Source organism: Amorphoplanes friuliensis DSM 7358, from assembly GCF_000494755.1.
Lineage (GTDB): Bacteria > Actinomycetota > Actinomycetes > Mycobacteriales > Micromonosporaceae > Actinoplanes > Actinoplanes friuliensis.
In genome coordinates, this window is record NC_022657.1 from 2,454,370 (window position 1) to 2,467,980 (window position 13,611).

Annotated in this window: 11 protein-coding genes; 4 read left to right on the forward strand and 7 right to left on the reverse strand. The window is 69.7% G+C overall.

From position 1 onward, the window contains the following. Nucleotides 1-15: 15 nt before the first annotated feature. Complete coding sequence (locus AFR_RS11445) at nucleotides 16-360, reverse strand: nuclear transport factor 2 family protein (protein WP_023360539.1); 345 nt, start codon at nucleotides 358-360, stop codon at nucleotides 16-18. Between the two features lie 78 nt (nucleotides 361-438). On the opposite strand from AFR_RS11445, the gene AFR_RS11450 reads away from it, so the two are divergent. Next, nucleotides 439-1,233 carry a MerR family transcriptional regulator gene (locus AFR_RS11450; RefSeq protein ID WP_023360541.1) on the forward strand — a complete coding sequence of 265 codons (795 nt, stop codon included), beginning with the start codon at nucleotides 439-441 and terminating at the stop codon, nucleotides 1,231-1,233. A 17-nt stretch (nucleotides 1,234-1,250) separates the two neighbouring features. Here the strand turns inward: AFR_RS11450 and AFR_RS11455 are convergent, their stop codons facing one another. Then, entirely contained in the window at nucleotides 1,251-2,030 is a 780-nt protein-coding gene (locus AFR_RS11455) for a sulfite exporter TauE/SafE family protein (protein WP_023360543.1), read from the reverse strand. 100 nt (nucleotides 2,031-2,130) lie between these two features. Here AFR_RS11455 and AFR_RS11460 point away from each other — a divergent pair, with 100 nt between their 5' ends. From AFR_RS11460 to AFR_RS11470, 3 genes are all read left to right on the forward strand, one after another. Next, entirely contained in the window at nucleotides 2,131-4,734 is a 2,604-nt protein-coding gene (locus tag AFR_RS11460; protein ID WP_041842034.1) for an MGH1-like glycoside hydrolase domain-containing protein, read from the forward strand. A gap of 11 nt (nucleotides 4,735-4,745) precedes the next feature. Further along, nucleotides 4,746-5,579 carry an LLM class F420-dependent oxidoreductase gene (locus tag AFR_RS11465; RefSeq protein ID WP_023360546.1) on the forward strand — a complete coding sequence of 278 codons (834 nt, stop codon included), beginning with the start codon at nucleotides 4,746-4,748 and terminating at the stop codon, nucleotides 5,577-5,579. 70 nt (nucleotides 5,580-5,649) lie between these two features. Continuing rightward, on the forward strand, nucleotides 5,650-8,928 hold the full coding sequence (locus tag AFR_RS11470; protein WP_023360547.1) for an SCO7613 C-terminal domain-containing membrane protein: 3,279 nt from the start codon (nucleotides 5,650-5,652) through the stop codon (nucleotides 8,926-8,928). A gap of 34 nt (nucleotides 8,929-8,962) precedes the next feature. Here the strand turns inward: AFR_RS11470 and AFR_RS11475 are convergent, their stop codons facing one another. The 5 genes from AFR_RS11475 to AFR_RS11490 form a co-directional block, all read right to left on the reverse strand. Next, complete coding sequence (locus AFR_RS11475; protein WP_023360549.1) at nucleotides 8,963-9,742, reverse strand: inositol monophosphatase family protein; 780 nt, start codon at nucleotides 9,740-9,742, stop codon at nucleotides 8,963-8,965. 138 nt (nucleotides 9,743-9,880) lie between these two features. After that, nucleotides 9,881-10,150 carry a hypothetical protein gene (locus AFR_RS11480; RefSeq protein WP_023360550.1) on the reverse strand — a complete coding sequence of 90 codons (270 nt, stop codon included), beginning with the start codon at nucleotides 10,148-10,150 and terminating at the stop codon, nucleotides 9,881-9,883. Nucleotides 10,151-10,631: 481 nt separating this feature from the next. Next, on the reverse strand, nucleotides 10,632-10,820 hold the full coding sequence (locus AFR_RS46035; RefSeq protein WP_148307926.1) for a hypothetical protein: 189 nt from the start codon (nucleotides 10,818-10,820) through the stop codon (nucleotides 10,632-10,634). 73 nt (nucleotides 10,821-10,893) lie between these two features. Then, entirely contained in the window at nucleotides 10,894-12,609 is a 1,716-nt protein-coding gene (locus AFR_RS11485) for a DUF998 domain-containing protein (RefSeq protein WP_148307927.1), read from the reverse strand. Between the two features lie 262 nt (nucleotides 12,610-12,871). Further along, nucleotides 12,872-13,450 carry a DsbA family protein gene (locus AFR_RS11490; protein ID WP_023360553.1) on the reverse strand — a complete coding sequence of 193 codons (579 nt, stop codon included), beginning with the start codon at nucleotides 13,448-13,450 and terminating at the stop codon, nucleotides 12,872-12,874. Between the last annotated feature and the right edge of the window lie 161 nt (nucleotides 13,451-13,611).

Below are 13,611 nucleotides of genomic sequence, written 5' to 3' on the forward strand. Positions count from 1 at the left end.
CCGACGATCGGCATGTCAGGATCCGTGGTTGGCGATGACGAGTTCGGTGACGACGTCCTCGCGGATCGTGAACCGGTAGTCGAGGTCGGCGACGCCGCCCGGGAAGGTGCCCTCGAGCCGCAGGGTCACCACCCAGTGGTCGTCGTCGATGTGGGCGGCACCGATCTGCTCGGTCGTGTATTCGAACTCGGAGCCGCCGTCCCGCAGGAACGCGTGGATCTGCTCTCGGCCGCGGAAGGACTCGCCCTGATCGACGGCCACCGCGTCCTCGGCGAAGAATGACGATGCCGTGTCGGCGTCGCCGGCGATGTGAGCGGTGAGGAAACCGCGGACGGTGGTCGGGAGTGAATCGTTTGTCATGAACCCACCGTGTGGCCTCGCTGCCCAGGAGGGTCAAGCGCTGGACTCTCCCCCGGGGAGAGCCTCCAGACTGCGGGGATGCTGACAATCGGGGAGTTCTCGCGCCTGACCCACCTCAGCGTGCGGACCCTGCGCCGGTACCACGAGGGTGCCCTGCTGGAACCCGCCGTGGTGGACGAGTCCTCCGGCTACCGCTACTACACCGTCGAGCAGATTCCGACCGCCCAGGTCATTCACCGGCTCCGCGAACTCGACGTCCCCCTGGGCGACGTGCAGCGGATCCTGCGGGCCCCGGACCCCGGTGTCCGCGCGACCCTGGTCGCCGGCCACCTCCAACGCCTGGAGGCCGAGCTCGACCGCACCCGGGCCGCGGTCACGTCGCTGCGCCGCCTGCTCCGGCCCGACCCGTCGCCGATCGAGGTGGAGCTGCGTGCCGAGCCCGCCCGCACGGTTGCGGCGGTGGCGGCCGTGGTCGACGAGGGCGAGGTCGACGCCTGGTTCGCGGGTGCGATGGCCGAGCTGGAGGTGGCCGTCGGTGACGCGGTGACCGGTCCGCCGGGTGGCAGCTACGACAACTCTCTGTTCGAGCAGGGCCGCGGTCACGTGCTGGTCTACCTGCCGACGGCTGCTCCGCCGCGTACCGGGAGGGTGCACGCCGTGACCCTGCCCGCCGCGGAACTGGCGGTGGCCACCCACATCGGCGAGCACGACGGCGTCGAGGTCACCTACGGCGAGCTCGGTGCCTGGGTCGTGGGGAACGCGATGTCGGTGGCGGGGCCCGTGCGCGAGGTCTATCTCGTCGGACCTCGGGACACCGGCGATCCGGCCGCGTGGCGCACCGAGATCGGGTGGCCGGTGTTCCGGGTGACCTGAGTGCCGACCGCACGGAGTCAGGTCAAGCGGAGGGTGGCCTGGATGGCGTAGACGACGGCCAGGGCCACCGCCAGCCCGCCGAGCACCAGCCGCAGCCCACGCTCGGGCAGCCGCGGCTGCAGATGCGCCCCGAGATAGCCGCCGATCAGCCCGCCGACGCCGCACAGGATGCCGACCGACCAGTCCGGCGCGATGTCGCCGCGTCCGGTCAGGGCGAGCAGCGCGAACGTCACCGCCCCGGCCACGGAGGTCACGAAGGTCGAGGCCAGCGCGGCCGGTGCCACCACCGGCACCGGCAGGCCGCGGCCGACCAGGACCGGGCCGAGGATCGAGCCGCCGCCGATGCCGTAGATGCCACCGATCACCCCCACCCCGAGCGCCAGGCCGGTGATCGTCCGCCGGGACATCGGGGGCCGGGCTGCGGGTTTCCCGGTACGCAGGCAGAGCCACAAACCCAGCGGGAGCAGCAGCACGGCCACGATGAGCCGGAACACATCGGGTCCCGGTACGGCGAAGACGCGGGCGACCGCCCCGACGACCACGCCGGGCAGGGTGCCGAGCAGCAGGAGCTTGGTCAGCGGGCTCGCGAGGTTTCCGCGCCGCCGGTAGCGCAGCAGCGCGCCGGGGCCCGCCACCACGTTGAACAGCAGGTTGGTCGGGGTGACGGCGGGGTTGGGCACACCGAGCAGGCTCAGCTGGACGGGGAGCAGAAACACCGCTCCGGACACGCCGACCGGGGTGGTGATGATCGAGATGACCAGCCCGGCCGTGAGACAGAGCAGAACCTCGGCGATCATCCGCGGCGGCCTCCGTTAGTGTTCGTAACACCTGCCAGTAACAATTCCAGATGTCGGAGCGGACGAGTTGTCGGGGCGGACGAGGGAGGTGGGCGACGGCGTGGCGGAACGCGAGCGCCTGGCGCAGGCCGACTCGGGGGAGCGGCCGTGGCGCGCCTGGGGTCCCTACCTCGCGGAGCGGGCCTGGGGCACGGTCCGGGAGGACTACAGCGAGCACGGCACCGCCTGGGACTACTTCCCGCACGATCACGCACGCTCCCGGGCGTACCGGTGGAACGACGACGGGATGGCGGGAGTCTGCGACGACCGGCAGACTTTTTGTTTTGCCCTGGCGTTGTGGAACGGCAGCGATCCGATCCTCAAGGAGCGGATGTTCGGGCTCGGCGGTGACGGCGGCAACCACGGCGAGGACGCCAAGGAGTACTGGTGGTACCAGGACTCGACGCCGACCCACTCGTGGATGCGCTGGCGCTACCACTACCCGCAGGCCGCCTTCCCGTACGACGAACTGGTACGGGTCAACGGGCACCGCTCGCGCGAGGAGCCCGAGTACGAGCTGATCGACACCGGGATCTTCGACGAGGACCGGTTCTGGGCCGTGACCGTCGATTACGCCAAGGCCGACGTCGACGACATGTGCATCGTGGTGACCGTCTCGAACCGGGGCCCGGACGAGGCGACCCTGCATGTGCTGCCGTCGTTGTGGTTCCGCAACACCTGGTCGTGGGGGCTGCCCAACCGGCCCGTACCCGTGATCGAGGGGTCGGCCGGGAAGCTGGCGGGGGAGCACCGCAGCCTGGGGCACATCACGCTCGAGGGTGAGGGTGAACCGCCCGCGCTGCTGTGCGACAACGAGACCAACTCGCAGCGGCTCTGGGGTCTGCCGGGCACCAGCCTGTACCCGAAGGACGGCATCAACGACCATCTGATCGCCGGTGCCCCGACGGTGAATCCGGCCGGGGTGGGCACCAAGGGTGCGCTGCACTACGAGCTGACGCTGGGCCCGGGGGAGACGCGGCAGATCCGGCTGCGCCTGACCCGGTCGGACGAGGCGGCCACGCTCGACCTCGGTGACGACTTCGCCGCCGTCGTGCGCGCGCGGGAGGACGAGGCCGACGCCTACTTCGCCGAGCTGATCCCGGCCGCCGCGTCCGCGGAGGAGGCGGCCGTCGCCCGGCAGGGGATCGCCGGGCTGATGTGGGCCAAGCAGTTCTACCACTTCGACGTCAAGCAGTGGCTGCAGGGCGATCCGGGTTCGGCGCCTCCGCCGCCGGGCCGCCGGTACGGGCGCAACAACGCCTGGTGGCACATGAACAGCTTCGACGTCATCTCGATGCCGGACCCCTGGGAGTACCCCTGGTACGCCGCGTGGGACCTGGCGTTCCACTGTGTCTCGATCGCCCGGGTCGATCCCGGGTTCGCCAAGGCGCAGCTGCTGCTGTTGCTGCGGGAGTGGTACATGCACCCCAACGGGCAGATCCCCGCGTACGAGTGGGCGTTCGGGGATGTGAACCCGCCGGTGCATGCCTGGGCCGCGCTGCAGGTGTTCGAGATCGACGGCGGCCGCGACCACGACTTCCTCGCCCGGATCATGCACAAGCTGCTGCTGAACTTCACCTGGTGGGTCAACCGCAAGGACGTCGGCGGCAACAACGTCTTCGAGGGCGGCTTCCTCGGCCTGGACAATGTCGGCCCGTTCGACCGGTCGGCGGCGCTGCCCGTGGCCGGTGTGCTCGAGCAGTCCGACGGCACCGGGTGGATGGCGATGTACGCCCTCAACCTGCTCGACATGTCGATCCGCCTGGCCCTGCACGACCGCGCCTACGAGGACATGGCGACGAAGTTCTTCGAGCACTTCGCGTACATCGCCGAGGCGGCGTACCGGCAGGGGCTCTGGGACGACGAGGACTGTTTCTTCTACGACGTGCTGCGGATGCCCGACGGGCACAAGATGCCGCTCAAGGCACGCTCGATCGTGGGTCTGCTGCCGCTGGCCGCGACGACCCGGCTCAGCGCCGGCACCCTGAACCGCCTGCCCGAGCTGAGCGCGCGGTTGCGCTGGCTGCTGTCCAACCAGGCCGAGTACGCCGATGTCATCAGCGCCCGCCGGCTCTCGCCCGACGGCCGCCAGCAGCGGCTGCTGTCCATGGTCGGTCAGGACCAGCTGCTGCGGATCCTGGCCCGGATGCTCGACCCCGAGGAGTTCCTTTCCCCGTACGGCCTGAGGACCCTCTCCCGCGCGCATCTGGAGAAGCCGTTCACGGTGTCGCTGGGCGGCTCGGACTTCACCGTCGGTTACGAACCGGCCGAGAGCACCAGCGGGCTGTTCGGCGGCAACTCCAACTGGCGTGGCCCGGTCTGGATGCCGGTCAACTACCTGCTCATCGAGGCGTTGCGGGAGTTCGCGGCGTTCTTCGGCCCCGACTTGATGGTGGAGTACCCGACCGGTTCGCAGACCAAGATGCCGTTGAGCGCGGTCGCCGACGACCTGTCCCGGCGGCTGATCTCACTCTTCGTGCCTGACTCGTGGGGTCGCCGGCCGATCTACGGCGCCTCGGAGGTCTTCCAGAACCACCCGGACTGGAAGGACCTGATCGCGTTCCCGGAGTACTTCCACGGTGACAACGGCGCCGGTCTGGGCGCCTGGCACCAGACCGGCTGGACCGCGCTCGTGGTAGATCTGATCCTGACCCTGCATCGATAGGAGCGCCCGGGATGGACTTCGGTGTCGGCTACTTCCCCACCCACGACGGCATCGGCCCCGGAGCGCTCGCCCGGCACGTCGAGGAACGCGGCCAGTCCGCGCTGTACTTCGCCGAGCACACCCACATCCCGGCGTCGCGGGACTCCCCGTGGGGTGACGGCAGCCGTGAGCTGCCCCGCAAGTACTGGCACACCTACGACCTGTTCGTGGCGCTGACCGCGGCCGCGGCGGCCACCACGACACTGCGGGTCGGCAGCGGTGTCTGCCTGGTCGTCGAACGCGACCCGATCATCACCGCCAAGGAGGTCGCCAGCATCGACCACCTCTCGGGCGGGCGCCTCGACTTCGGTGTCGGCGCCGGCTGGAACCGTGAGGAGATGGCCAACCACGGCACCGACCCGCGTACCCGGATAGCCCTGCTCTCCGACCGTGTCCAGGCGATGCAGGCGATCTGGAGCCAGGACGAGGCCTCGTACGCGGGCCGGTTCGTGAACTTCGACCGGATCTGGTCGTGGCCGAAACCGGTGCAGAACCCGTGGCCGCCCGTCCTGATCGGCGGGGGTGGCCCGACCGTGCTCGACCGCGTCCTGGCCTGGGCCGACGGCTGGTTCCCGCAGTGGCACGACCGGGACCTCTTCGAGCGCATCGCCGAGCTGGAGGCCCGCGCGGACCGCCCGATCCAGGTCCAGGTGCTGAGCGTGCCACCGGACCCGAAGGTCCTCGAGCAGCTCGCGAACGCCGGTGTGCACCGCGCGTCGTCCTGGCTGCCGTCGGGGCCGTGGGACCAGGTCGAGCCCGGGCTGGTGCGCTGGGAGCGGGCGATCGCCGACTTCAACGGCCGCTGAGCACCTGACCGGCGCCACCTAGGTACGCGGACTCAGGAGCCGCCCGCGCCGCACGACGAGGATCAACGGCGTGACCTCGTACCCGTGCCCGTCCTGCCGTACCCCGGCGAACCTGACCACCGGCTGCCCCGGCTGCGGCCGTGGCCCGGACGCCGACGCCGCCGAGGTTGTCCGCCTCGACGCGGAGATCCCGGTGCTCACCGCCCGGGTGGCGTCCGCACGGGAGGCGTTCGCGGCCGCCGACGCGGCGCTGCGGCGGGCCTGGCAGCTGCGCGAGGCCGCGGTGGCCCGCATCCGCGCGTCGCTGGCTGTCCCGGTCCCAGCCTTGGCCGGTCCGGCTCCGGCACCTCGCACCACCGAAACGTCGACCAAGCTCGTCCAGAACGTGCTCTTCGTGCTCGGTGGTCTGCTGCTCGGTGTCGCGGCGATCGTCTTCACCGCGGTCGCCTGGGCACAGTTCGGCGTCGGCGGCCGGGCGCTGCTGCTGCTCGCGTTCACCGCCGCGGCCCTGACGGTCCCGCACCTCGCCCTGCGGCGCGACCTGCGCGGGACCGCCGAGACGTTCGCCGCGATCGGCCTGCTCCTCGTCCTCCTCGACGGGTACGCGGCCTGGTACGTCAACCTGTTCGGTGTCGCCGACTACTCGGTCGCCGGGTACGCCGGTGCGGTGTGCGCGGTGACCGCCGCGATCGCCGCCGGCTACGAGCACGTGACCGGCCTGACCGGACCGCGGTTCGCCGCGCTGCTCGTGGCGCAGCCGGTGCTCCCGCTGCTGGCCGTACCGTTCCACCCGGACGCGGCGGGCTGGTCGTTCGCGTTCACCGCGGTCGCCGTCCTCAACCTCGTGATCATCCACCTGCGCCGCTCGGCCCTGACCCCGCTCGGCGTCACCGCGTACGGGCTCGGTGGGGTTGCGGTGATCATCGCCGGTCTCTCGGCGCTGACCGCTCTGGCTGCTGCCGACACCACGCTGGACGCCGGCCTCGGCGCGGCCGCCCTGGTCACGGCGTCGGGCGCTGTCCTGGCGGGCGCGATCCTGTCGCGCCTGCGCCTGGCGCAGGATCTCGCCGGTGGCCAGTTCGTGGTCGCGGTGGGCCTGGCGGCTGTCTGGGTCAGCACCTTCGCAGGCTTCCTTTCGCCGGTGCTGGCCGCCGCGGTGGTCACCGTCCTCGCCGTGGCGGTCCGGGTGCTTCCCGTAAAGGTGCGTCGCGGACCGTGGATCGGCGCGCTGGTCGTCTCGGGTGTCGCTGCCTTCGCTGCCTTCGTGTTCACGGTTGCGGGCTCCTCGGACTGGCGGCTGCCGGCGGTGATCGTGCTGGTCACCGCGGCCGTGGTCGTCCTGGTGCCGCGCGGCCTGCAACTGCACACGGTGCTCGGTGGGGCCGCGCTGCTGGCCGCCACTGCTCCCGGCAGTTTTGATCTGCTCTGGTGGACCGCGCCCGGCTTCGACCTGGTTGTGGTCGCGGCGGCGCTGGCGCTGGCCCTGCGAGCCACACCGATCTGGCCGGCCGTGGTTGCGGCCCTCCTCACCACCCACGCGGTGGCGCTCGCCTTCCAGCGCCCGGCCGTCGCCTGCGCGACCCTGACCGCCGTCGCCCTCCTCGGCCTCGCCACCGCCTACGCCGCCCGGCGCGGTTCCCGGGTGCTCGGGGGAGTGGCGCTGGTGATCGGCCTGCTCGCCGTGCCGGCCGCGGCGTGGCAGGGTGCGGCGGCGCTGTCGCTGTCGGCCGCGGTGCAGAGCCGTGTGGCCCTCGCCGCCGCGGCGCTGCTGGTCGGCGCGGTGCACCTCGGCGGACGCGGTTACCGACCGTTCGCGCTGGTGGCGGCGCTGCTGGGTGTGGTGTCGGCACCCGCCTGGGCGATGGCGTCGGGTGACTCGCCCGCGATCTACGCCGCGACCGGCCTGCTGCTGGTCGCCCTCACCGTCTCCACCACCATCTGGGCCCGCCTGGCCGCGCTACCCCTCGGCCTCGTGCTGATCACCACCATCGCTCCCAGCCTGTACGCGGTGCTCGTGCGCCCGTACGCCTGGCTGGGCAAGGCCTGGTCCGGCGTACCCTCCGGCACCGGAGTCGGGACGGTGGCCACCGCGGACGTGGCGGCCCTGGGCGTCTTCGCCGTGGCTGTCGTCATCGCGGTCCAGACCTCTTTCGGCCGCCGCGCGGCGGTGTGGGCGGTCGCACCGGTCCTGGCCGTACTCATGTCGACCGGCTTCGCGGTGACCGGCGTGCCCTGGCCCGGCGTCCCGGCCGAAAGCCTGGTCATCGGCCTTGCCGGCCTGCTTGCCGTCGCCCTTCTGCGCGCCACTCACTTCACCGCCGCCACGCCTTCCGAGCCCGGCGCGCGGAGGCCTTCCTTCTTCGGCGCGGGCGGGTTCGGGGCTGCCCGCGCCGGTGTTCTCCTGACGGGCGCCGCACTGACAGGTGCCGGGCTGGCCGGCGCGCTGGCCACCCAGGGCGCCACCCTGGCCGCCCTCGCGCTGTGTGTGGTCGCCGGCGGCGTGGCCGGTGTGTCCGGGCGGTTCCTGGCAGCCCGGGTGACGGGCTGGCTCTTCGCCGCCACGGCCGTCCTGGCCTTCGCCTTCACCGCCGCGCGCTCGGCCGAGCTGCCGCTGCCGACCGCGGCCTTCGCCGTGCTGGGCGCCGCTTTCGTGGTGTTCGTCCTGGGTACGGCGCTGGCCTTCCGCCGGACATTCGAGGCCAAGGCGGTGCAGGCAGCGGCGCATGCAGGCGCGTTTGTCGCCCTGCTGTTCACCACCGGCTCGATCCGGCACTCCGCCGCGATCTTCACCTTCTGGGGCCTGGCCCTCGGCCTGCGAGCCCTGCGCCCGGGCGAGACGCCGCGAGTCCGGCGTGGACACGTCATCGCCGCGGCCGTCGCCGAACTCGCTGCGTGGTGGCTGCTGATCGCCGCCGAACGGGTGGCCACGGTGGAGGCGTACACACTGCCGGCCGCCGCGGTGGCGCTGCTCATCGGCTGGCTGACCCGCCGCAAGGAGCGTCTGTCGAGCTGGGTGACCTACGGTCCGGCACTGGCGGCGGCGCTGCTGCCCACCCTGGCCTCTGTGCTCACCGACGAGGGTGTGCCACTGCGCCGGCTGCTGCTGGGCCTGGCCGCGCTCGCCGTGCTGCTCGCCGGTGCCCGGGCCCGCCTGCAGGCCCCGGTGGTCGCCGGCGGCGGCGTCCTGGCCGTGGTCGCACTGCACGAACTGGTACTGGTCTGGGACCTGCTGCCGCGCTGGATCCCCCTCGCCCTGGCCGGTCTCCTCCTGGTAGCCCTGGCCATGACCCTCGAACGCCGCCGCCGCGACCTCGCCCGCGTCCGCGCGGCCCTGACCCGCATGAGCTGAGCCTCACGCAGGAGACCGAGTGCATGCTGCTTCGTCAGCGGATGAGGTCAAGAATCAGAGGTAACAGGCCTGGATTGGCAGCAATGGTCGCTTGGGCGTCGAAGCTGTGAGAGGTTCCATCACGGTCGACCGTGAGCGCGCCGGCCTCCCTGGCAATGACAACTCCGGCCGCGGTGTCCCAGGGCTTGTTGGCCAACATGACCACTGCGTCGATCTTCCCGGCAGCCAGCCAGGCCAGATCGACAGCAGCTGAACCATGCATGCGGATGCGCTGAACTCGCGCAGCAAGCCGACCCGTCAGCGCAAAGCGGAGCTCATTCTTCTCCTCAGCGCCGGCCCCGACGGCGTAGTCACCGATCGCCACAACGGCTTCGCTGACGTCTCCAACGCCACTGGCCCTGATGCGCTGACCGTCGGACTCGGCGCCGTGCCCCGCGGCCGCCGAGTAGCGGCTGCCCAGAAATGGCAGGTCGATTACTCCCAGGACTGATTGCTTCTCACTGATCAAGCCAAGAGAAATCGCGCACAGTGGCGACCCATGGACGAAGTTGACCGTGCCGTCGACCGGATCCAGCGCCCACATCAGCCCATCCGTATTGCCGCTCGACCCGTTCTCCTCACCCAGAAAAGCGATGTCCGGTGTTCGCTCGGCCAGGAAAGCGCGCACCTGCTTCTCGACGGCGAAGTCGACCTCGGAGGCCATGTCGCGGTCACCCTTGGCGGTCAGAACGCCGGGCTGCATGCTGAGCATGATGCTGCTCGCGAGATCAACCGCCTGGTGCGCGACGGGCAGAAGATCGGCGTAGTCGGTCATCGGGGCGGCCTCCGTCCCGTCGAAGACGGATCAGACATGACGAAGGCCCGGGTCGCGGATCATGCCGGCGGCCTGGGCCTTCGTCGTTTGCGCGGGTGACGGGAATCGAACCCGCGCTGTGAGCTGGGGAAGCGGTGGTCAGTTCTCGTCGATGATGGCTTCGGCGACGCGGCGGAGCTCGGTCTGGTCGGGGTTGAAGCCCTCGGCGATGTCCGGGTGGAGGCCGGCGCGGGTCTGCTCCAGGAGCTTGACCTGCACGTCGTCGACGGGCTCGCCCGCATAGTCGTGGCTGACCGTGTCGGTGGCGTTCTGGAGCGCCGAGGTGAGCTGGTCCTCCAGCGGGCCGCGGAGTTTTTCTTCGACCGGGCCCAGCGAGGCCGGGTCCAGGGTGATGTGCGGCTCGATCATGGGTGCTCCTCGTTCTCGACGGGAAGACGTTCTGGTGGTGAGAGGGTCCTTGTGCCGGTTTTCACAAGCTGACGGCGCGACGCGTTTACCCAACCACGCCCCGCCGCCAAACGTCAGTTCTCCGCGTCGGTGGGCCTGTCATCCAAGACCCAGGTGAATCTCCCCGCTGTCGTCGTTCGGAGGCGGGAAACCACCGGCCTGCGAGGCACGGCCGCCACCCGGAGGTGGGAAGCCATCGGCCGCGGGCTCAGGCTGCTCGAAGGCCGCCGGTCTGTCAGCCAGGTGTGGTCCACCCGGCCGAGGTCGCGGTGCGCTGTTAACCCGGGACGAATTCTTGCGGCCCAGTTGGTCAGGCTCCGGGCGGGCGTGCCGGGGGACGTAATCGATGTTGCCGGTCAAGGACTCGTGGTCTCTCTGGGACGACGGGCCTCCCGCCGTGACGGGAGTGGACAGATCCGGATGAGGCGTCGGCCCCGTCGCGTCAGCCGTCGCCCTCCGCGCCGACCGTCGGGCCGAAACCGCTCCGTACCTCGCGGGCCACGATGCGGCGGAGTGTTCGCTTCTGGTCGTCGGTCAGATTTCTGCGCAGGTGGGCCATATCCGTGGCCGACGGTTCACCCTTGTTGACGAATGCGGTCCCTGCAAGTTGCAATCTGCCGCGCACATCCATGGATTCATGGTAGTTCAGTGGCGTTGTCAAGGGAATCCTTCCGACGTTTTTCGTACAGTGGTTCGGACGAAATTCAGGCTTGCGCGTTACTCGGGGTGAGACGGCGCCGCAGCGCGGCCAGATAGCGGTGCATGCGATAAGTGCCCTCCACTGTGAGATAAACCGTCGTGCAGATCGAGAGGGCGGCAAAAACCATCCAGACCACATCGCCGGATGGCAATTTCACCACTCCCAGAATGGACAACCGGAGCTGGGGAGACTCCCGCCACAACAAGGTCTGCAGAACGTAGAGCAGGGACGCGGCGAAGGAGATCGACGCGGAGACCACCAGCCCGATGAAAGTGGTCAGCGACGACTGCTGCACGCGGTCGGTGGAGATGCCTACCAGGGTTGCGGCGAAGCCGGGCACCGCCAGCAGCAATGCGGCCAGATCGGTGCCTTTGCTGTCGCTCACCGCGTTCGGCATGGCAAAGGCGAACGCGAGCATCACAAAGGAGCACACCGCGGAGATGACCAGCGTGCGGCGCAGGGCGCCGGGAGGTATCTCCTCGAATTCCGCGACGCATTCGAGATTACGTGCCACCGCCCGGTTCAAGCCGCGGATGTGAAGTCCGGTGTGCGGAATTCCTTGATTGCGGTCCAGCCGGAGTCCCATGCCCGGTTCGGTCGCGAGATGTGAGGGCAACACCTCGTTGACCGTCTGCCCCGCCGACTCCACCAAATAGTGCTTGAACACAAAATGGGATTCGTGCCCGGTCACGCTCAGATCGTAGATGTGCGCGTAATAAGCCAGGTTGATGGGAATGCGGTACCGGTAGGGCCGGATTCCCAGTCGCGTGCGGTGCCGATCGTGACTGCTGGCCAGCCGATTGTTCGTGGTGATGTCCTGAAAACGCACGTAGATCTGTTCTGCCTCGGCCACATCGACCTCGACCGCGGAGACGGTGTTGCCGGCGAAATAACCGCAGATCGAGCGCAGGAGCTGGGGATCGTCGGCGCCGGTCCCTCCGGTGTTCCCGACGATCGCCGTGTAAGCGACCTCGAACTCCGCGGGGTCGATGATGTCGGTGCGGCAGATCAGGCCGATGAGGCGGTACAGCTTGCTGTTCTGCGTCGTGGTCAGCTCGTGGTCGGGTGCGTAGGCGAGTTGGAAGAGTCCTTTGATCGCCCATGCCAGCAGGCCGTCGGTGAGGTGCTGCGGCAGGTGCGCAAGGCGGTTGTCGGCGCCGTCGCGGGCCTCGAAACTCTCCAGCATCAGCTCCTTGCGACGCAGGATGGGTATGACGACCTTGCCCTCGTCCGGCAGTTGACGCAGCCGTTGCAGTGCCTCCAGCGAGACCTCGATGGTGACGTCGTTGACGAGCATGTCGCCGGTGACCCGGACGTCCTCACCGACGCGGGTGACGTGCATGCCGTCGACGAGCAGATGGGCGAACAGGTCGATGGCTGAGAACTGCTCGTCGGACCGGGCGGTGTCCGGTCCGGTGAGCGGACCCGGCGCATATCTTTCCCGCACCCTGTCCGCGCTTTCGTATATTTCGCGTTTCGACGGTCCGCAGCCCGCCCGGGTGCTCAACTCCTGCGGCAACCGGCTCGCAAATCGCCGGATACGCCGCCGCATGATCCGCGCCAGGCCCGCCGTGGCCGCCATGCCCAACAGGAAACGGGCAGGCCAGCGCCATGATTCAGGAACCAGGGCCGCCACGTTGTCCAAGCATGCGGCGAGGAATGCGGCGGTCAGTATCAGGACGACACCGACCCGAAAAAATGTTCGCTTCTGGAACGGCAAAACAAACTTCCTCATCGCTGGGGGCCGCCATTGCATCACGGTCTCCCATCGACTCGAGGCGCCGGAGGGCGTCGCGGTGAACGTCCGGACTTTTGTCGGTCCGATCCATATCGTTGTATTACCGCGAATGGCTGTCGTCGTGCGCACCAACGAGTGAAGACGTGCCGTGGACGTCCTGCCCGCACCGATGGTGCGACGTGAAGAAGGAAGACATGCAGCGGCGCCGGTCCCGGATCGGGACCGGCGCCGTCACATCCGGAAGCTACGAGCGGCCGCGCTTGAGTTCGAAGAAGGTGGTGCTGCGGGCCAGGGGGACCGTTGCGTCCCAGATGGCCAGGGCTTCCTCGCGGTCCGGGACGGTGTCGATGATCGGGCCGTGCAGGCCGCGGGTGGCGCCCTCGATCAGCAGGACGGGGGAGCCGATGCCGGGGCCGGCCGAGCCGAAGGCCAGCTCGTGGGACTCGCGGACGGCTTCGTCCCAGGATGCGTCGTCGAGGACGGTCTTGGGGTCGGCGACACCGGCGGCCTCGGCTGCGGCCACCACGATGTCGTCGGAGAGTGGTTCGCCGGCGTCGTGGGTGCGGGTGCCGAGTTCGGTGTAGAAGGCGCCGATGGTCTCGTCGCGGTGGTCCGCGCGGAGGGCCTCGACGAGGCGCAGTGCCCGGCTGGAGGCGGCCATCATCGGTTTGTACTGGTCCGGGACGTTGTCGCCATTGAGGATCGACAGGCTGAACGCGCGCCAGTGGACCGTCACGTCGCGGTCCGGCGCCACGGCGACCAGCCACCTCGAGGTACGCCAGGTGAACGGGCAGGCCGGATCGAAGAAGTATGTGGCTTCCATGGCCACGATCCTAGGTGGCGGCGGTCCGCGTACCGGGCTCCTCGGTTAAGGATGCATTTCGCGTTTGTGTCGATGAGCTCTTGGGCAGGAGGGGACCACGGCGTCGCCCGCAGTGACGGTCATCACCCGGAGCGTGCGGCTGGACGTCTGGAACTGCCGGA